Annotated in this window: 18 protein-coding genes; 6 read left to right on the forward strand and 12 right to left on the reverse strand. The window is 55.0% G+C overall.

The genetic code is table 11. The features are described 5' to 3' along the window. Positions 1–49 precede the first annotated feature (49 nt). The 5 genes from nirB to C2U53_RS07530 all read left to right on the forward strand — a co-directional run bounded on the left by nirB (position 50) and on the right by C2U53_RS07530 (position 5663). Positions 50–2593, forward strand: coding sequence for an NADPH-nitrite reductase large subunit (gene nirB / locus C2U53_RS07510; RefSeq protein WP_104445766.1), 2544 nt, complete (start codon positions 50–52; stop codon positions 2591–2593). Further along, a complete protein-coding gene (gene nirD, locus C2U53_RS07515) occupies positions 2590–2916 on the forward strand; it encodes a nitrite reductase small subunit NirD (protein WP_042998403.1) in 327 nt (108 codons plus the stop codon). The genes nirB and nirD overlap by 4 nt, the downstream gene beginning before the upstream one ends. 137 nt (positions 2917–3053) lie before the next feature. Next, entirely contained in the window at positions 3054–3863 is an 810-nt protein-coding gene (gene nirC, locus C2U53_RS07520) for a nitrite transporter NirC (RefSeq protein ID WP_042998404.1), read from the forward strand. 11 nt (positions 3864–3874) lie between these two features. Then, positions 3875–5248, forward strand: coding sequence for a siroheme synthase CysG (gene cysG / locus C2U53_RS07525; protein WP_042998405.1), 1374 nt, complete (start codon positions 3875–3877; stop codon positions 5246–5248). 247 nt (positions 5249–5495) lie between these two features. Beyond that, on the forward strand, positions 5496–5663 hold the full coding sequence (locus C2U53_RS07530; protein WP_042998406.1) for a DUF4223 family protein: 168 nt from the start codon (positions 5496–5498) through the stop codon (positions 5661–5663). Positions 5664–5730: 67 nt separating this feature from the next. On the opposite strand, the gene trpS is transcribed toward C2U53_RS07530, so the two are convergent. The 12 genes from trpS to C2U53_RS07595 form a co-directional block, all read right to left on the reverse strand. Next, positions 5731–6735: a tryptophan--tRNA ligase gene (trpS, locus tag C2U53_RS07535; RefSeq protein WP_042998407.1), complete on the reverse strand. Its 1005-nt coding sequence runs from the start codon at positions 6733–6735 to the stop codon at positions 5731–5733. Beyond that, positions 6728–7486: a phosphoglycolate phosphatase gene (gph, locus tag C2U53_RS07540; protein WP_104445767.1), complete on the reverse strand. Its 759-nt coding sequence runs from the start codon at positions 7484–7486 to the stop codon at positions 6728–6730. Before gph ends, trpS begins: the two co-directional genes overlap by 8 nt. Further along, complete coding sequence (gene rpe / locus C2U53_RS07545) at positions 7479–8156, reverse strand: ribulose-phosphate 3-epimerase (protein ID WP_042998409.1); 678 nt, start codon at positions 8154–8156, stop codon at positions 7479–7481. The genes gph and rpe overlap by 8 nt, the downstream gene beginning before the upstream one ends. Positions 8157–8173: 17 nt before the next feature. Further along, on the reverse strand, positions 8174–9010 hold the full coding sequence (dam, locus tag C2U53_RS07550) for an adenine-specific DNA-methyltransferase (protein WP_042998410.1): 837 nt from the start codon (positions 9008–9010) through the stop codon (positions 8174–8176). Between the two features lie 66 nt (positions 9011–9076). Beyond that, entirely contained in the window at positions 9077–10357 is a 1281-nt protein-coding gene (gene damX, locus C2U53_RS07555) for a cell division protein DamX (protein ID WP_042998411.1), read from the reverse strand. Between the two features lie 96 nt (positions 10358–10453). Beyond that, positions 10454–11542, reverse strand: coding sequence for a 3-dehydroquinate synthase (aroB, locus tag C2U53_RS07560; RefSeq protein ID WP_044253482.1), 1089 nt, complete (start codon positions 11540–11542; stop codon positions 10454–10456). A 58-nt stretch (positions 11543–11600) separates the two neighbouring features. Then, positions 11601–12122, reverse strand: coding sequence for a shikimate kinase AroK (aroK, locus tag C2U53_RS07565; protein WP_042322869.1), 522 nt, complete (start codon positions 12120–12122; stop codon positions 11601–11603). 306 nt (positions 12123–12428) lie between these two features. Further along, on the reverse strand, positions 12429–13667 hold the full coding sequence (gene hofQ, locus C2U53_RS07575) for a DNA uptake porin HofQ (RefSeq protein WP_104445768.1): 1239 nt from the start codon (positions 13665–13667) through the stop codon (positions 12429–12431). Beyond that, positions 13579–13983 carry a HofP DNA utilization family protein gene (locus C2U53_RS07580; protein ID WP_044253488.1) on the reverse strand — a complete coding sequence of 135 codons (405 nt, stop codon included), beginning with the start codon at positions 13981–13983 and terminating at the stop codon, positions 13579–13581. The genes hofQ and C2U53_RS07580 overlap by 89 nt, the downstream gene beginning before the upstream one ends. Next, positions 13973–14431 carry a DNA utilization protein HofO gene (locus tag C2U53_RS07585; RefSeq protein WP_104445769.1) on the reverse strand — a complete coding sequence of 153 codons (459 nt, stop codon included), beginning with the start codon at positions 14429–14431 and terminating at the stop codon, positions 13973–13975. Before C2U53_RS07585 ends, C2U53_RS07580 begins: the two co-directional genes overlap by 11 nt. Continuing rightward, positions 14415–14954, reverse strand: a complete 540-nt coding sequence (locus C2U53_RS07590) for a PilN domain-containing protein (RefSeq protein ID WP_042998416.1) — start codon at positions 14952–14954, stop codon at positions 14415–14417. The genes C2U53_RS07585 and C2U53_RS07590 overlap by 17 nt, the downstream gene beginning before the upstream one ends. Next, positions 14954–15733: a type II secretion system protein GspL gene (locus C2U53_RS07595; protein ID WP_104445770.1), complete on the reverse strand. Its 780-nt coding sequence runs from the start codon at positions 15731–15733 to the stop codon at positions 14954–14956. The genes C2U53_RS07590 and C2U53_RS07595 overlap by 1 nt, the downstream gene beginning before the upstream one ends. Before the next feature lie 120 nt (positions 15734–15853). Here C2U53_RS07595 and mrcA point away from each other — a divergent pair, with 120 nt between their 5' ends. Continuing rightward, on the forward strand, positions 15854–18406 hold the full coding sequence (mrcA, locus tag C2U53_RS07600; RefSeq protein WP_042998418.1) for a peptidoglycan glycosyltransferase/peptidoglycan DD-transpeptidase MrcA: 2553 nt from the start codon (positions 15854–15856) through the stop codon (positions 18404–18406). The last annotated feature ends 9 nt before the right edge of the window (positions 18407–18415 follow it).

Here is an 18415-nt window from a genome sequence, read left to right on the forward strand (position 1 = left end):
GTGCTGAATCGTTAAGGTAGGCAGTAATAGAAAAGAAATCGAGGCAAAAATGAGCAAAGTCAGACTCGCTATTATCGGTAATGGTATGGTCGGCCATCGCTTTATTGAGGACCTTCTTGATAAATCCGACGCTGCCAATTTTGATATTACTGTTTTCTGCGAAGAACCCCGCAAGGCATACGACCGTGTGCACCTGTCATCCTACTTTTCACACCACACCGCCGAAGAACTGTCTCTGGTTCGCGAAGGATTTTACGAGAAGCACGGCGTTAACGTGCTGGTCGGCGAACGTGCGATTACCATCAACCGCCAGGAAAAAGTGATTCACTCCAGTGCGGGCCGTACGGTTTACTACGACAAGCTGATTATGGCGACCGGTTCTTATCCGTGGATCCCGCCGATTAAAGGTTCCGAAACCCAGGACTGCTTCGTTTATCGCACCATTGAAGACCTCAACGCGATTGAATCCTGTGCTCGTCGCAGCAAGCGTGGTGCGGTCGTCGGCGGCGGTCTGTTAGGTCTGGAAGCGGCAGGCGCGCTGAAAAACCTCGGCGTGGAAACTCACGTGATTGAATTCGCCCCGATGCTGATGGCTGAGCAGCTTGACCCTATGGGCGGCGAACAGTTGCGTCGCAAGATTGAAAGCATGGGCGTGCGCGTGCACACCAGCAAAAACACCCAGGAGATCGTCCAGCAAGGCACTGAAGCCCGTAAAACGATGCGTTTTGCCGACGGTAGCGAGCTGGAAGTGGACTTCATCGTCTTCTCGACCGGTATTCGCCCACGCGACAAACTGGCGACCCAGTGTGGTCTGGAGGTTGCGCCACGCGGCGGGATCGTGATCAACGATGCCTGCCAGACGTCCGACCCGGATATCTACGCCATCGGTGAATGTGCCAGTTGGAACAACCGGGTATACGGTCTGGTCGCGCCGGGCTACAAAATGGCGCAGGTCGCCGTTGACCATATTCTCGATAACGAAAACGCCTTCGAAGGCGCAGATTTAAGCGCCAAGCTGAAACTGCTGGGCGTTGACGTAGGCGGTATTGGCGACGCACATGGCCGCACGCCGGGTGCCCGTAGTTACGTTTACCTCGACGAAAGCAAAGAAGTCTACAAACGCCTTATCGTAAGCCAGGATAACAAAACCCTGCTCGGCGCTGTGCTGGTGGGAGATACCAGCGATTACGGCAACCTGCTGCAACTGGTACTGAATGCCATCGAACTGCCGGAAAACCCGGACTCGCTGATCCTGCCGGCCCATGCCGGCAGTGGTAAACCGTCTATTGGCGTGGATAAACTGCCGGACAGCGCGCAGATTTGCTCCTGTTTCGACGTCACCAAAGGGATGCTGGTCGCCGCCATCAACAAAGGCTGCCACACCGTTGCCGCGCTGAAAGCCGAAACCAAAGCCGGTACCGGCTGCGGCGGCTGTATCCCACTGGTTACCCAGGTGCTGAACGCCGAACTGGCGAAACAGGGTATCGAAGTGAACAACAACCTGTGCGAGCACTTTGCTTACTCGCGCCAGGAACTGTTCCACCTGATTCGAGTGGAAGGCATCAAAACCTTCGAGGAGCTGCTGGCAAAACACGGTAAAGGTTATGGCTGCGAAGTGTGTAAACCGACCGTGGGCTCTTTGCTGGCTTCCTGCTGGAATGAGTACATTCTGAAACCGCAGCACACCCCACTGCAGGATACTAACGACAACTTCCTGGCGAACATCCAGAAAGACGGGACCTACTCTGTGATCCCACGCTCTGCCGGCGGTGAAATCACGCCGGAAGGTCTGGTTGCCGTAGGTCGTATCGCCCGTGAATTTAATCTGTACACCAAAATCACCGGTTCTCAGCGTATCGGCCTGTTCGGCGCGCAAAAAGACGACCTGCCGGAAATCTGGCGCCAACTGATTGAAGCTGGCTTCGAAACCGGCCATGCCTACGCCAAAGCGCTGCGCATGGCGAAAACCTGTGTGGGCAGCACCTGGTGCCGTTATGGCGTGGGTGACAGCGTGGGCTTCGGCGTTGAGCTGGAAAACCGCTACAAAGGCATTCGCACCCCGCACAAGATGAAGTTCGGCGTTTCCGGCTGTACCCGTGAATGTGCCGAAGCCCAGGGCAAAGACGTCGGTATCATCGCTACCGAGAAAGGCTGGAACCTGTACGTCTGCGGTAATGGCGGGATGAAACCGCGTCATGCGGATCTGCTGGCAGCGGATATCGATCGTGAAACGCTGCTCAAATATCTCGACCGTTTCATGATGTTCTACATCCGTACGGCGGACAAACTGACCCGTACCGCCCCGTGGTTAGACAACCTGGAAGGCGGCATTGAGTATCTGCGTTCCGTCATCATCGACGACAAACTGGGTCTGAACGAACATCTGGAAGAAGAGATGGCCCGTCTGCGCGAAGCCGTAGTCTGCGAGTGGACGGAAACCGTCAACACGCCATCTGCCCAGACGCGTTTCAGACACTTTATCAACAGCGATAAACGCGATCCGAACGTCCAGGTAGTGCCTGAACGTGAACAGCATCGTCCGGCTACGACGTATGAACGCATCCCGGTCACTCTGGTGGAGGAAAACGCATGAGCCAGTGGACAAACATCTGCCACATTGATGACATCCTGCCCGCAACCGGCGTCTGCGCGTTGTTAGGTGAGGAACAGGTCGCTATTTTTCGTCCGTATCACAACGACCAGGTGTTTGCGATCAGCAACATCGACCCGTTCTTTGAATCCAGCGTGCTGTCTCGCGGATTGATTGCGGAACATCAGGGCGAATTGTGGGTCGCCAGCCCGTTGAAAAAACAACGCTTTCGCCTGAGCGACGGCCTGTGCATGGAGGATGAACGTCATTCCGTGGCGCACTACGACGCGCGGGTAAAAGACGGCATTGTGCAGTTGCGCAGTTAATGAATTTTAGGGAGGCGCAACGCCTCCCTTTTTAACGTATTGGCAGTCCTGTTTTTTTCATAGGTCTGATGGCGGCATAAAGGCCTATCCGGCCTACGGTTACGTATTTATTTCATTTTTTATGGGTAATCACAGTCATGTTCACAGATACAATTAACAAATGTGCGGCTAACGCTGCGCGCATCGCACGCCTGTCGGCAAATAACCCGCTCGGCTTCTGGGTCAGTTCAGCGATGGCAGGGGCTTACGTTGGCCTCGGTATCATCCTGATTTTCACTCTCGGTAACTTACTCGATCCGTCCGTGCGTCCGCTGGTGATGGGTGCGACCTTTGGGATTGCCTTAACGCTGGTCATTATTGCTGGTTCCGAACTGTTTACCGGTCACACGATGTTCCTGACGCTTGGCGTCAAAGCGGGCACCATCAGCCAGGGGCAGATGTGGGCGATTTTGCCGCAGACCTGGTTGGGTAACCTGGTGGGTTCCGTGTTCGTCGCACTGCTGTACAGCTGGGGTGGCGGTAGCCTGCTACCGGTCGATACCAGCATCGTACACTCGGTCGCGCTGGCGAAAACCACGGCGCCGGCAACGGTACTGTTCTTCAAAGGCGCGCTGTGTAACTGGTTGGTTTGTCTGGCAATCTGGATGGCGATCCGTACTGAAGGCGCTGCGAAATTTATCGCTATCTGGTGGTGTCTGCTGGCATTTATCGCGTCCGGCTATGAACACTCAGTTGCCAACATGACGCTGTTCGCCCTCTCCTGGTTCGGACACCACAGCGAAGCCTATACCCTGGCGGGGATTGGTCATAACCTGCTGTGGGTAACACTCGGCAATACTTTGTCCGGTGTCGTGTTCATGGGGTTAGGTTATTGGTATGCTACGCCAAAATCGGAGCGACCTGCTCCGGCAAAAATCAACCAAACTGAGGCTACAGCCAATAATTAAGGGGTAATGTCGTGGATCATTTGCCTATATTTTGTCAACTACGCGACCGCGACTGTCTGATTGTCGGCGGTGGTGATGTCGCAGAACGCAAAGCACGGTTACTGCTGGAAGCAGGCGCTCGTTTAACGGTTAATGCGCTGGCGTTTATTCCGCAGTTCACCGTATGGGCAAATGAAAACATGTTGACGCTGGTGGAAGGACCGTTTGATGAAGCCCTTCTCGACCCGTGCTGGCTGGCGATTGCCGCGACCGATGATGATGCGGTGAATCAGCGCGTGAGCGATGCTGCAGAATCCCGCCGTATCTTCTGTAACGTCGTGGATGCGCCGAAAGCCGCCAGTTTCATCATGCCATCGATTATCGACCGTTCACCGCTAATGGTGGCGGTCTCTTCCGGCGGCACCTCACCGGTGCTGGCCCGTCTGCTGCGTGAAAAACTGGAATCCGTTTTACCTCAACATTTGGGTCAGGTTGCACATTATGCCGGGCAACTTCGTTCCCGGGTGAAAAAACAGTTTGCCACGATGGGTGAACGTCGCCGCTTCTGGGAAAAGCTGTTTGTAAACGACAGGCTGGCACAGTCGCTGGCGAATGCCGACCATAAAGCGGTAGAAGAAACCACCGAGCAGATGCTCAGCGAGCCGTTGGATCATCGCGGTGAAGTGGTGCTGGTGGGTGCAGGCCCTGGCGATGCCGGACTTCTGACGCTAAAAGGGTTGCAGCAGATCCAGCAGGCCGATGTGGTGGTCTATGACCGTCTGGTGTCTGACGACATCATGAACCTGGTGCGTCGCGACGCCGACCGTGTGTTTGTCGGTAAACGCGCGGGTTATCACTGCGTGCCGCAGGAGGAAATTAACCAAATCCTGCTGCGTGAAGCGCAACAGGGCAAACGTGTCGTCCGTCTGAAAGGCGGTGACCCGTTTATCTTTGGTCGTGGTGGTGAGGAGCTGGAAACACTGTGCCATGCCGGTATTCCGTTTTCCGTGGTGCCGGGAATAACCGCGGCATCCGGCTGTTCCGCCTACTCCGGCATTCCGCTGACACACCGTGACTACGCCCAGAGCGTACGTCTGGTTACCGGGCACCTGAAGACCGGCGGCGAACTGGACTGGGAAAACCTGGCGGCAGAAAAACAGACGTTGGTGTTTTACATGGGGCTAAATCAGGCGGCCACTATCCAGCAAAAACTGATCGAATTTGGCATGCAGGCCGATATGCCGGTCGCACTGGTTGAAAACGGCACCTCGGTGAAACAGCGGGTAGTCAAAGGTGAACTGAATAATCTCGGCGAACTGGCAACACAGGTTGCAAGCCCGGCGCTAATCATTGTGGGGCGCGTGGTGGGATTACGTGAAAAACTAAACTGGTTCTCTAATCACTAAGCCTTAATTGTCGGTAAGGTCAGCATCGTCTGGCCTTATTTTTTTGGCCCTAAAATACAAGCTCCAGATCCGGACATTATATTAACTCATTAATTTTAAAATGATTACCCCTTCCACCCCTCCCGCATGCCTATTCCCTTACTGACGCGAAAAATAGATTACGTTATCGTCGACCCCGGTTAGCGAATGAAGATTCACTAATTCAATTGATGGTTAAAAAATTATATTTTTTACATAGGGAATGTAAATGAACACATTTATCAAAATGGCACTCTTAGGTGCGGCACTGGCAACCCTGACAGCTTGTACAGGTCACATCGAAAACCGTAATAAGACCTGCTCTTATGACTATCTTCTGCACCCTGCCATTTCTATTTCTAAGATGATTGGCGGCTGCGGCCCGACCGCAGAATAATCTCGCTGATCATTGCGCCGATACAAAAAAACCGGGAATCTCCCGGTTTTTTCATTTCGCGTACCCGTTACGGCCTGGCAACAAAACCAATCGCTTCATAAACCGCTTTCAGCGTAGCTGATGCACGCGCGCCCGCTTTTTCCGCGCCGTCTTTCATCACCTGTTGCAGGAAGGCTTCGTCGTTACGGTAACGATAATAACGCTCCTGCAACTCGGTCAGCATGCCGGATACCGCATCGGCGACTTCGCCTTTCAGGTGACCATACATCTTGCCTTCAAACTGTTTTTCCAGTTCCGGAATACTCTGTCCGGTCACGGCGGAGAGAATATCCAGCAGGTTAGAGACGCCCGCCTTGTTCTGCACATCGTAGCGCACCACCGGCGGCTCTTCGGAATCCGTTACCGCGCGTTTAATCTTCTTGACCACGGATTTCGGATCTTCCAGCAGGCCAATCACGTTGTTGCGGTTGTCGTCCGACTTGGACATCTTTTTCGTCGGCTCCAACAGAGACATCACGCGGGCGCCTGATTTAGGAATAAACGGCTCAGGAACTTTGAAGATGTCGCCATACAGCGCGTTGAAACGCTGAGCGATATCGCGGCTCAGTTCCAGGTGCTGTTTCTGGTCTTCGCCCACCGGCACCAGGTTGGTCTGATACAGCAGGATATCTGCTGCCATCAGTACCGGGTAGTCAAACAGACCAGCGTTGATGTTCTCAGCGTAGCGCGCTGACTTATCTTTGAACTGGGTCATACGGCTCAGTTCGCCAAAGTAGGTGTAGCAGTTCAGCGCCCAGCTCAGTTGCGCATGTTCAGGCACATGAGACTGAACGAAAATGGTGCTTTTCTCAGGATCGATACCACACGCGAGGTAGAGCGCCAGCGTATCCAGCGTCGCTTTACGCAGTTGCTGGGCATCCTGACGAACGGTGATAGCATGCTGGTCAACGATACAATAGATGCAATGGTAATCATCCTGCATGTTCACCCACTGACGCAGTGCACCCATGTAGTTACCAATGGTCAATTCACCTGAGGGCTGTGCGCCACTAAAAACGATGGGCTTAGTCATTTTTCGATTCCTGATTTTCGCTATGCGGAAGCCCGAGAGCGGGCAGTAGTTCATTAATGCGGTCATACATGACGTCTGGCTGGCTCAGCGCGATGGGTTCACCATAGTTGTAACCATAGGTGAGGCCAACGGACGGGCAGCCAGCGGCTTTTGCCGCCTGAATATCATTACGCGAATCCCCCACGAAGAGCAATTGCTCTGGCGCAATGCCGAGCTTACTTGCCACCAGCAGCAGCGGATCCGGATGCGGTTTTTTGTTCTGGACGTCGTCACCGCCAATAACGACGCTGAAATATTTACTGATATCCAGCGCGTCGAGCAATGGCGCAACAAACGGCGTCGGCTTGTTGGTCACCAGACCGAGCGGCAGTCCTTTGGCGTGCAGTGCGCCCAGCGCGTCGGCGACATCAGGGAACAGAAACGTCCCTTCTTCTGCGACATCTCCGTAGTAGCGGTCAAATAGCTTACGCAGTATACGGACCTGCTCCTCGGCGGGAATATCTTCATCGACCGGCGGCTTGCCCATCGTCTTACGAAGTGTGGCGCGCTCCTGACGAGACCAGGTTAACGCCCGCTCCATCAATACATCAGCACCATTACCAATCCAGGTAATGACGCGCTCTTCACCGGCAACCGGCAGCTCCAGCGCATACAGCGCCATGTCCACTGCGGCGCTCAATCCCGGCGCGCTGTCCACCAGCGTTCCGTCGAGGTCAAAGGCAACGCCCCGAATATCCTGCAATTTATCCATGACTTACCTTCGCCAGTTCGCTGCGCATGTCATCAATGACTTTTTTGTAGTCTGGCTGATCGAAGACGGCGGAACCGGCGACAAACATATCGGCTCCTGCGGCGGCGATTTCAGCTATGTTACTCACCTTCACGCCGCCATCCACTTCGAGGCGAATGTCGTAACCCGACTCGTCAATGCGACGACGGACTTCTCGCAGTTTGTCCAGCGTTTGCGGAATGAAAGATTGACCGCCAAAGCCTGGGTTAACGGACATCAACAGGATCACATCCAGCTTGTCCATTACATAGTCCAGATAGCTTAATGGTGTCGCCGGATTGAAGACCAGCCCGGCTTTACAGCCGTGCTCTTTAATCAGTTGCAGCGATCGGTCAACGTGTTCGGAGGCTTCCGGATGAAAGGTAATGATGCTGGCGCCCGCGGCTGCGAAATCCGGGATGATTCGATCGACAGGTTTCACCATCAGATGCACATCGATGGGAGCCGTAATGCCATATTTACGCAGGGATTTCAGTACCATCGGACCCATGGTCAGATTCGGTACATAGTGGTTGTCCATGACGTCAAAATGCACGACGTCACCACCGGCAGCCAGAGCTTTCGCGGTGTCCTCACCCAGGCGAGCAAAATCAGCCGACAGGATTGAGGGGGCAATCAAATACTGTTTCATCCGCTTCTCCTTGAGAATTATTTATTCGCGGGTGAAACGACTCCTGGTTTGTACAGAGCCAGCAGTTCGTCCACCTTTTTACGTGTGCCGCCGTTGCTGCTTATACTGCGTCGCACTTTGACCTGAAAATGTTCCGCCGCTTTATACCATTCGCGGGTATCCGGCGTGTCATGGTTCGAAATTAACACCGGGATCTGCTTACTGACCAGCTTTTCGGCCATTTTAGCCAGATGGGCCTGCTCTTTCGGGCTGAAGCTATTGGTATGATACGCGGTGAAATTCGCCGTTGCTGACAGCGGGGCGTAGGGCGGATCGCAATAGACAACCGAGTTCGCATCCGCTTGCTCCATACACTCATCATATGAGAGGCAGTGGAATTCCGCATTCTGCGCTTTTTCCGCAAAGTGATACAACTCAGCTTCCGGGAAGTAAGGCTTTTTGTAACGTCCAAACGGCACGTTAAACTCACCGCGCAGATTATACCGGCACAGGCCGTTGTAACCATATCGGTTCAGATACAGGAACAGAACCGCACGACGGAAAGGATCCTGGCTGGCGTTGAACTCTTCACGGAACTGATAGTAGAGCTCAGCCTGATTGGTTTCCGGGTTAAACAGTTCACGGGAAGCCTTCACGTACTCGTCGGTACGGGTCTTCACGATCTTATAGAGACTGATGAGGTCGCTATTGATATCGGCAAGAATATAACGAGAAAAGTCGGTGTTAAGAAACACCGACCCTGCACCCACAAAGGGTTCGACCAGGCATTCGCCCTGCGGTAAATGCCGTTTGATGTCGTCAAGCAGGGGATATTTACCCCCTGCCCACTTCAGAAAAGCGCGATTTTTTTTCATGCTGACTAACTAATTACACCTTCTCCGGCTGTGGAGAAAGCTCCGACAGCATCCTGCGCTTTAACATTATTTCAGATCGGCCTGTACCTGATGCAACGGTTTGGCCCACGGATTTTTTGCCTGCACATCGGCTGGCAGCGTGGAAACCGCGCGTTTCGCATCTTCTTTCGAGGCATACACGCCAGACACCAGAACATACCACGGTTGGCCGTTACGCGTCGTCTGATACACCACATAGTTTTTCAGATTCTCTTTCTTCGCCCAACCATTCAGGTTGTCGTAGTTTGAAGAGCTGCTGAGCTGCAGGGTGTAATGACTGGACGGTGCGGACTTCAGCGATCCGACGTTACCGGCGCTTTTAGCGCCAGATGCGCTACCTGCCGTTGCCGCTGGCGCGGTCTGAGCAGGTGCTGGCGTTTGCGCGGGCGCTGCTGTCTGTGCCGGTGCGGTGCTGACCGTCGCTTTTGGCGTCGTCGTGGCCGTAGGCGCTGCGGGTTCAGTCCGTTTAGGCTGAGCCGCCGGTTTCGGTGCTGCGGACGTCGTTTTCGCGGTGGTCTGCGGTTTCTTCGGCTCGATCACAGCCTGTTTACGTTCAGGTCGCTGGGCGCTGGCGGCGGGTGCCGTCGCCGTCTGGCTTGACGCAGTACCATTACGCACGGGCGCAACGGTCGCCGGTTCTGTTGGCAGCGTAGAGTTTACCGCCACATTATTTAGCTGTTCCTGACCCTGCGGTTGCGTCAGTGCATTATTCAGATCGCCCTGCACTTCTACACGCTGTTGACCTTCTGTGGTCACAGGCGTTTGACCCTGCGTTGGCGTGGAGGAGATTGGTGGCAAAGAAACATCCTGCTGCGTGTTACCCGCAGTCTGTTCAGCGGAAGTGCTTCCCGGAGCGGGTTGGGCGCCGTTTGCCTGGTCAGCGGCATTGCCGGTGAGATCGATATTCTTCTCGCCAGACGCCGTTTGTTCACTTGAAGACGGGGTGGAAGGCGCTTTCAGCGCGGAGCCAATACCGATGATCAGCAGCAGCAGGACCAGCACGCCCACGCCCATCATCATGTACTGACGAGAAGCAGGTTTACCGGCGGCTTTTTTACGCTTACGCGGACGACGCTCGACGCGTTCTTCATCCACGAACTCTTCATCATCGGATTCGTAATCCTCTTCCCTCTCTTGCTCATCAAGGCGTTCTTTACGCCCGCGTGCAGGACGGCGATCGTCAGCGTCCAGATCAACATCATCAAAGTTGATCTGCGGTTCTCCGCGTTCTGAAGATTGACGAGAACGACCAGTACGACGATCGCTGGGATCGGGTTTCAGCTCGTCTTCTGGTTTGAATTCATCCATTTAACACCCCACTCAAAGGCTAATGCTTACGACGTTGCAACTAACCTGAATCTAAATGGCCGATACGTGAGCCGTATCAGTCCGCCTTTCTTGTTGTTACGCCTGCTGGCAATCAGCAATAGCGTTAAGAACCACCTCGTGCGACACGCCGCCGCGTACTTCACTTTTCCCTATCGCCAGCGGAAGGACTAAGCGCATTTCTCCCGCCAACACTTTTTTATCACGCAACATGTGCGGCAGGTAAGCCTGCGCGGACATCTCGCGCGGTCCGTGGACCGGCAAGCCGGCACGTTTAAGTAACGTGATGATGCGCTGCGTATCTTCTGGCGCAAACTGCCCCAGACGTTCCGACGTCCGCGCAGCCATTACCATACCTGCTGCGACCGCTTCACCATGTAACCAATTGCCATAACCCATTTCAGCTTCAATGGCATGACCGTACGTGTGCCCCAGATTCAGTAAAGCACGTAAGCCGGTTTCGCGCTCGTCTGCGGCAACAACTTCGGCTTTCAGCTCACAACAACGACGAATACACCAGGCCATTGCCGGTCCGTCCAGACGCAGTAGCGCATCCAGATTCTCCTCCAGCCAGCTAAAGAATTCGCCATCCAGGATAATGCCGTACTTGATCACTTCCGCCAGACCGGATGCCAGTTCACGGGCAGGGAGCGTTTTCAGACAGTCGAGATCCACCACCACGGAGGCCGGCTGGTAAAACGCGCCGATCATGTTTTTGCCGAGGGGATGGTTTACGGCGGTTTTACCGCCAACGGAGGAGTCAACCTGCGACAAAAGTGTCGTCGGGACCTGGATGAAGCGTACACCGCGCTGATAGCTGGCAGCGGCAAAACCGGTCAGGTCGCCAATGACGCCGCCGCCCAGTGCGACCAGCGTCGTATCACGACCATGCGGTTTTTGCAGCAAGGCGGTGAATACCGTATCCAGCACCGTCAGGCTTTTGTACTGCTCGCCGTCAGGCAGGATGACGCTATCAACGTTCACACCCGCTTGTTCAAGTACGCTGCTAATCTTATCAAGATAAAGGGGAGCCAGGGTTTCGTTGGTGACCAACATAACCTGATCGCCCGATTTCAGCGGTAAGAATGAAGCTGGTTCGTTAAACAAACCAGCCGCGATGGTGATAGGGTAACTACGTTCCCCGAGAGTGACGGTAATCCTCTCCATGACGCGACATCCACCTTAATGACTTATACCCGCTTACCGAGTGTGTATTAAGCCAGAATCAGTTGCTTTCCAGCATATGAATAATCTGGTTTGCAACGACTTTGGCGCTCTGATCATCGGTACGAATGGTTACGTCGGCAATCTCTTCATACAGCGGATTGCGTTCGTCGGCCAACGCTTCCAGAACTTCACGAGGCGGCGCTTCTACCTGCAACAGCGGACGTTTTTTATCGCGCTGCGTACGCGCAAGTTGTTTTTCGATGGTCGTTTCGAGATAGACCACGACGCCACGCGCGGAAAGACGATTACGGGTTTCACGCGATTTTACAGAGCCACCACCGGTAGCCAGCACAATACCCTGTTTTTCCGTCAATTCGTTGATGACTTTCTCTTCACGATCGCGGAAGCCGTCTTCACCTTCTACGTCGAAGACCCAGCCCACATCAGCTCCGGTTCGTTTCTCAATCTCTTGATCAGAATCGTAAAATTCCATATTGAGTTGTTGAGCTAACTGGCGCCCAATAGTGCTTTTTCCGGCACCCATAGGCCCAACCAGAAAGATATTGCGTTTCTCTGCCATTTTTTCGGTACTACTAAGACTATTCGTTAATGATAAACCCGCGTCGCAGACACTGAGCGCAGCAGGACATGAACTGAAACCTCATAAGATATTGCGAGAGTCAGACTGAAAATTATCTCAATACTCAAGCAGGTTTGGCAACTGAATAAATCATCAAACCAGATTGTAGACAACCCGAGTCGGCATTGCCGGACGGCGATGAGAAGTACCGACTCTCAAATCGGTACTCCTTGTATGCTAAATAGCTGCGCACGTCAAATCCCTGAAACGAGTTAAGTGCAAAAACAACGGTGTTTCATGCATAAATCATTCTGTCGAGACCAATCTGGGCGTAATAAATACCACCAGCTCACGACGTTCGTTTTCTTTCCCATCGTGGCGAAAGAGTTGTCCAAACCAGGGAATATCACCTAACAGCGGAATACTGTCCTTCCCGGTTTTACTCTTGTTTGAAAAAATGCCGCCCAGCGCCAGCGTCTCTCCACTTTTCACCTCGACCTGCGTTTCAATTTCCTGCTTATCGATGGCCAGTACCTCGCCATCCGCTTGTTGCAGCATCTGCCCCGGCATGTTCTGACTGATACGTAGCTTCAGGCGGATCCGCCCCTTCGGTAAAACCGTTGGGGTGACTTCCATCCCTAGCACGGCCTCTTTAAATTCCACCGACGTCGCACCGCTTTCGCCGCTGGAAACCTGATAGGGGATCTCGCTCCCTTGCTTGATGCTGGCAGGCTGTAGGTGAGAAGCCAGCAGTCGCGGACTGGCGATAATATCGAGCTGCTGCTGTTGCTCCAGTGCAGACAGCTCCAGATCCAGCAACCGCCCATTAATACGACCAATATTGAACCCGACGCGGGTGGTCGCATTCGCGACCGAGAGATCGCTGGCTATCGTTGTCACTTGCCACACCGCACCGGCCTTCTCGGCCTCTGCCAGTGTCCATTTCACCCCCAGTTCACGCAGACTTTTTTCATTAATGGTGACGATATGCGCCGCCAGTTCGACCTGTTCTATCGGGAGATCCATTTGTGCCACCCACTGTTCCACCAGCGCCAGCGTCGGCGAGTTATCCCTGACCAGCAGTCGATTGGTACGCTTATCTACCGTGAGGCTACCTTTGGCACTCAGCAGTTTATCCCCCGCTTTCGCCAGTTCAGTGGCATCGGCGTAATGCAGGGCAATATGCCGATTCTCCAGCGGTAAGTTCGCCTGGCGTCTTGCGACCTCCGCCTCCTGTCGCGCCGCCTCTTCGCTCTGCCAGCTCTCGGAATGCACATGTAAAATCGCCCCTTCCTGACGTAACACCAGTCCAGCGCTTTTCACTACCGTCTGGAGCGCCTGTTTCCACGGGACATCCGTCAGATGCAACGACACCACGCCGCTGACATCCGGCGATATCACGAGGTTTTTTCGCTCCTGTTCAGCCAGTGCCTGAAGAACCTGCGTGACGGGCACGTCATCCACCACCAGCGTCACGTTCTGGTTTTTTCCGGCCTGAACCGGCTGCAGGATGGCGATCAACACCACCAGTATCCATTGCTTCATTACCCTCTCCTTGTCGTTGCCACTGCCACTGGGGCGGGTCACACTCTTTACCTGTGCTCACTGTCAGCGTCTGTGCCGTGAGTTGCACGATAGTCCAGCCATTATCCAGAACCTCATGTTGCTCGACACGCCGCCAGTGATGCTGCCCGTCCTGAAGCAGTCCAATATTTCGCTCTCCCCTGCTCACCATCCCCTGGTATTGCCATTGCGCCAGCTCGGCACCATGGCAATGATCTTCAGGCTGGCGGAACGGATCGCGCATGCCGGTCAGCATCAACAATGAAAGAGCCACCAACACCGCGTTCTTACCCTTCATGGAGAGACTCCAGCCTGAGCGTTAACACTCGCTCGTCGTTTTCTGCTTTCAGCGAAAATGCACTCACGGACATGCCTCGCGCCGCCAGGTATCCGAACAATGACACCATCGCCTTCCAAGGCGCCTTCACCGCAAGTTCTCCGCCCTGCGCCGATGGACGCCAGTACAGTAGCTGCATATTCGGCACCTGAAGCGTGAGCGGTGAAAACACCGGCGTTTGCGATGCCGATGAAAGCTGTGCCTCTGCCTGCGCGCCAGAGAGGTGATACAACGTTGAACTGAGCTGGCGGTTGGCCACCCGTTGCTGGCTAAGCGCACCCTCATCACGCATTCCCGGGAAGAACAGAAAAGACAACGCGATCGTACTTAACGCAGCCACCCAACTTACCCAGCAGACAATGCGGGTACGCGGCGAAAAAGCGCACCAGGTGTCAAAGAGGGCGATCATGCGCTTCTCTCCATATCACACGGTACTGGAACTGCCAGTATCCCTGCGCATCCTGCAGGGTGGCGCCGGTATGGTTTATCTCAAACATCGGCGAGTCGCGCAGGGCGGCTTCCAGTGCGCTGAGCGCAGAAAAGGTGAGCGCTTTTCCACTGAGTTCCAGTGAGCTCTGCTGGTAGTCCATACTGGTTAGCCAGGCCTGTGCCGGCACACTCAACGCAAGACTTTCCAGCGCGGGCTGCCAGCGGCGGGTCTGCTCGCGCAATCTGTCTCGTTGAATGACCTGCTGCGCCTGACGCTGGCGCGCCTCAAGCCGGGGTTTCACTGTCGTAAGCGCCGTGGCAAGTTGTTGCTCCGCCTGCAACAACACCCCATTTGCCTGCCCGCTCGTGGCGCGGGCGAGATATCCGATCAGCGTTAGTGCCAGCACGATCGCCGCTGATGCGCCGAATAGCCCACCCCACATACGCAGACAGGCATTACGCCGCTGTTGCCGCCAGGGCAAAAAATTGACGGGAGGATGCATCAACGCATTTCTCCCAGCGCCAGTCCAAGCGCAACGGCGAATGCATGACCTTCCCTGGGTACGGGAGGCTGACGAATTGAAACCGCCCGCCAGGGGTCAAACCCCTCGTCTGCGCAGAGCGCCACCTCTTCGCTTCTGAGGGAGAGTCCGGCTGCCAGGTCGTGAAGATGAGCTATCTCTGCCCGCGATTTGCGCCCCCATGCGTTGCGCGTCGCCCACAGCCACTGCGTGTCATCGCGCCACACCAGGCAGGTTTGTTCCGGGGAAAGAAAAGGCAGCAGACGCTGCAATGCGCAGGCATCTGGGGTGATCGCCGTGACGTTTACACCGAGTGTTTTCGCCAGCGTTAACAGAGCCGAAATCTCTTTGTCCTGCGCGGCGGTGACCGTATAGGCCGGGGCGAGCGCATCTTCGCTATAGTCAAAGCGCAGAGCTGCCGACTCCATATCCAGTTCACGCGCCATCGAACCGGTCAACCAGACCGTTTGTTCACGCTCGCGAAGCGACATTGAAGGGCGGGGAAAGCGCTTTTGCCGCGTCCGACTCGCAGGAAAAGAGAGGTGTATATGGTGGCGTTGCGGCAGCTCGCGACTCCACGGTTGTAACACCGCCACAAGTTGTTCGGCGTCGTGGAAATGTCCGTCGCTGATTGTGTGTTGTGCCAGCGGCAGACGCCACCAGCGCTGTAGATACCAACCTGACGCGCCGCGAACGACGGCAACCGCCAGGGCTTCGTGTGGCTGAATGTGCAGGCCGACTTGCCAGAATCTGAAAGCCATTGCTGATGATCTCCTTATCACCCGTCGCTCTCACGGGTATATCAATGCGTCTGGCTTGCCTTTATACTACCGCGCGGTTGTTTATAAACTGCCCAAATGAAACTAAATGGGAAATCTCCGGTGAAGTTCGTAAAGTATTTATTGATCCTTGCAGTATGTTGCATCCTGCTGGGAGCAGGCTCGATTTATGGCCTCTATCGCTATATTGAGCCACAGTTACCTGACGTCGCGACGCTTAAAGATGTGCGTTTGCAGATCCCGATGCAGGTTTACAGCGCAGATGGCGAGCTCATTGCGCAATATGGTGAAAAACGTCGTATTCCGGTGACGCTCAATCAGATCCCGCCGGAAATGGTCAAAGCCTTTATCGCCACAGAAGACAGTCGTTTCTATGAGCACCACGGCGTTGACCCGGTGGGGATTTTCCGTGCGGCAAGCGTAGCGCTGTTCTCCGGTCACGCCTCGCAAGGGGCGAGTACCATCACGCAGCAGCTCGCAAGAAATTTCTTCCTCAGTCCTGAACGCACGTTGATGCGTAAGATTAAGGAAGTGTTCCTGGCGATCCGCATTGAGCAATTGCTGAGTAAAGATGAGATCCTCGAACTCTATCTGAACAAGATCTACCTCGGTTACCGCGCTTATGGCGTCGGGGCGGCGGCGCAGGTCTATTTCGGTAAATCAGTCGACCAGTTGGATCTGGGTGAGATCGCGGTAATTGCCGGCCTGCCGAAAGCGCCTTCTACCTTTAACCCGCTTTATTCGATGGACCGCGCGACCGCACGTCGTAACGTGGTGCTGTCGCGCATGCTGAGCGAAGGGTACATCACTCAGGCACAGTACGATCAGGCGCGGAATGAGCCGATCGACGCCAACTATCATGCGCCGGAAATCGCCTTCTCCGCCCCGTACCTGTCAGAAATGGTGCGTCAGGAGATGTACAACCGTTATGGCGAAAACGCCTATGAAGACGGTTACCGCATTTACACCACGATCACCCGTAAGGTGCAGCAGGCCGCGCAACAGGCGGTACGTAATAATGTGCTGGACTATGACATGCGCCACGGCTATCGCGGTCCGGCCAACGTGCTGTGGAAAGTGGGTGAAACCGCATGGGACAGTAAGAAAATCACCGATACGCTGAAAGCGCTGCCAACTTACGGGCCGTTGCTGCCAGCGGTGATCACCAGTGCAAACCCGCAGGAAGCGACGGCGACTCTGGCAGACGGCACTTCGGTCTCGCTGCGGATGGAAGGCATTCGTTGGGCGCGTCCTTATCGTTCGGATACTCAGCAAGGCCCGACGCCGCGTAAGGTCACTGACGCGGTGCAGACCGGTCAGCAGATCTGGGTGCGGAAGATGGGCGAAGCCTGGTGGCTGGCGCAGGTTCCGGATGTGAACTCCGCGCTGGTCTCAATCAATCCGAAAAACGGCGCCGTGCTGGCGCTGGTCGGCGGTTTTGACTTTAACCAGAGCAAGTTCAACCGTGCCACTCAGGCGCTGCGTCAGGTCGGTTCTAACATTAAGCCGTTCCTCTACACTGCCGCGATGGACAAAGGTCTGACGCTGGCGAGTATGCTGAACGACGTGCCAATTTCTCGCTGGGATGCTGGCGCCGGTTCCGACTGGCGTCCGAAAAACTCACCACCGCAGTACGCAGGCCCGATTCGTTTACGTCAGGGGCTGGGCGAATCGAAAAACGTGGTAATGGTACGCGCCATGCGGGCCATGGGCGTGGACTACGCGGCGGAATATCTGCAGCGTTTCGGCTTCCCGGCACAAAACATTGTGCGTACCGAATCCCTGGCGCTGGGCTCCGCGTCATTTACCCCGCTACAGGTGGCGCGTGGTTATGCCGTCATGTCGAACGGCGGCTTCCTGGTCGATCCCTATTTCATCAGCAAGATCGAAACGGACCAGAACGGCGTAATTTTCGAAGCGAAGCCGAAAATCGCCTGCCCGGAGTGTGATATTCCGGTGATTTACGGTGATACCCAGAAATCCAACGTTCTGGAAAACAGCAACGTCGAAGATGTCTCCATCTCTGGCGAGCAGCAGAACGCCGCCGTGCCAATGCCCAAACTGGAGCAGGCAAATCAGGCGTTAGTGGCGCAGACCGGGGCGCAAGAGTACGCACCGCACGTGATCAACACGCCGCTGGCTTTCCTGATCAAGAGCGCGCTGAATACCAACATTTTCGGCGAACCCGGCTGGATGGGTACCGGCTGGCGTGCAGGTCGTGATCTGAATCGCCACGATATCGGCGGTAAAACCGGGACCACCAACAGCTCGAAAGACGCCTGGTTCTCCGGCTACGGTCCAGGGGTAGTCACCTCCGTATGGATTGGATTTGACGATCACCGCCGTGACCTGGGGCGCACCACCGCCTCTGGCGCGATCAAAGATCAAATCTCTGGCTACGAAGGCGGTGCGAAAAGTGCGCAACCCGCGTGGGATGCTTACATGAAAGTGGTGCTGGAAGGGGTTCCTGAGGAGCCGCTGACGCCGCCACCAGGCATCATCACGGTCAATATCGATCGCAGCACCGGACAACTGGCAAACGGCGGTAACAGTCGGGCAGAATATTTCATCGAAGGCACGCAGCCGACACAGCAGGCGGTGCATGAGGTGGGAACGACCATCACTGACGGTGGTGAGACACACGAACTGTTCTAAATAAAAAAG

The sequence above is a fragment of the Citrobacter sp. CFNIH10 genome (genome assembly GCF_002934585.1).
GTDB lineage: Bacteria > Pseudomonadota > Gammaproteobacteria > Enterobacterales > Enterobacteriaceae > Citrobacter_A > Citrobacter_A amalonaticus.

What these genes read in the sequence shown, in the direction of transcription:
- C2U53_RS07580 (WP_044253488.1), bottom strand. Translation starts at nt 13,983, where the DNA reads ATGAAGGGTAAGAACGCGGTGTTGGTGGCTCTTTCATTGTTGATGCTG.
- C2U53_RS07585 (WP_104445769.1), bottom strand. Translation starts at nt 14,431, where the DNA reads ATGATCGCCCTCTTTGACACCTGGTGCGCTTTTTCGCCGCGTACCCGC.
- nirB (WP_104445766.1), top strand. Translation starts at nt 50, where the DNA reads ATGAGCAAAGTCAGACTCGCTATTATCGGTAATGGTATGGTCGGCCAT.
- C2U53_RS07590 (WP_042998416.1), bottom strand. Translation starts at nt 14,954, where the DNA reads ATGCATCCTCCCGTCAATTTTTTGCCCTGGCGGCAACAGCGGCGTAAT.
- damX (WP_042998411.1), bottom strand. Translation starts at nt 10,357, where the DNA reads ATGGATGAATTCAAACCAGAAGACGAGCTGAAACCCGATCCCAGCGAT.
- rpe (WP_042998409.1), bottom strand. Translation starts at nt 8,156, where the DNA reads ATGAAACAGTATTTGATTGCCCCCTCAATCCTGTCGGCTGATTTTGCT.
- aroB (WP_044253482.1), bottom strand. Translation starts at nt 11,542, where the DNA reads ATGGAGAGGATTACCGTCACTCTCGGGGAACGTAGTTACCCTATCACC.
- C2U53_RS07595 (WP_104445770.1), bottom strand. Translation starts at nt 15,733, where the DNA reads ATGGCTTTCAGATTCTGGCAAGTCGGCCTGCACATTCAGCCACACGAA.
- aroK (WP_042322869.1), bottom strand. Translation starts at nt 12,122, where the DNA reads ATGGCAGAGAAACGCAATATCTTTCTGGTTGGGCCTATGGGTGCCGGA.
- gph (WP_104445767.1), bottom strand. Translation starts at nt 7,486, where the DNA reads ATGGATAAATTGCAGGATATTCGGGGCGTTGCCTTTGACCTCGACGGA.
- hofQ (WP_104445768.1), bottom strand. Translation starts at nt 13,667, where the DNA reads ATGAAGCAATGGATACTGGTGGTGTTGATCGCCATCCTGCAGCCGGTT.
- dam (WP_042998410.1), bottom strand. Translation starts at nt 9,010, where the DNA reads ATGAAAAAAAATCGCGCTTTTCTGAAGTGGGCAGGGGGTAAATATCCC.
- nirD (WP_042998403.1), top strand. Translation starts at nt 2,590, where the DNA reads ATGAGCCAGTGGACAAACATCTGCCACATTGATGACATCCTGCCCGCA.
- C2U53_RS07530 (WP_042998406.1), top strand. Translation starts at nt 5,496, where the DNA reads ATGAACACATTTATCAAAATGGCACTCTTAGGTGCGGCACTGGCAACC.
- nirC (WP_042998404.1), top strand. Translation starts at nt 3,054, where the DNA reads ATGTTCACAGATACAATTAACAAATGTGCGGCTAACGCTGCGCGCATC.
- trpS (WP_042998407.1), bottom strand. Translation starts at nt 6,735, where the DNA reads ATGACTAAGCCCATCGTTTTTAGTGGCGCACAGCCCTCAGGTGAATTG.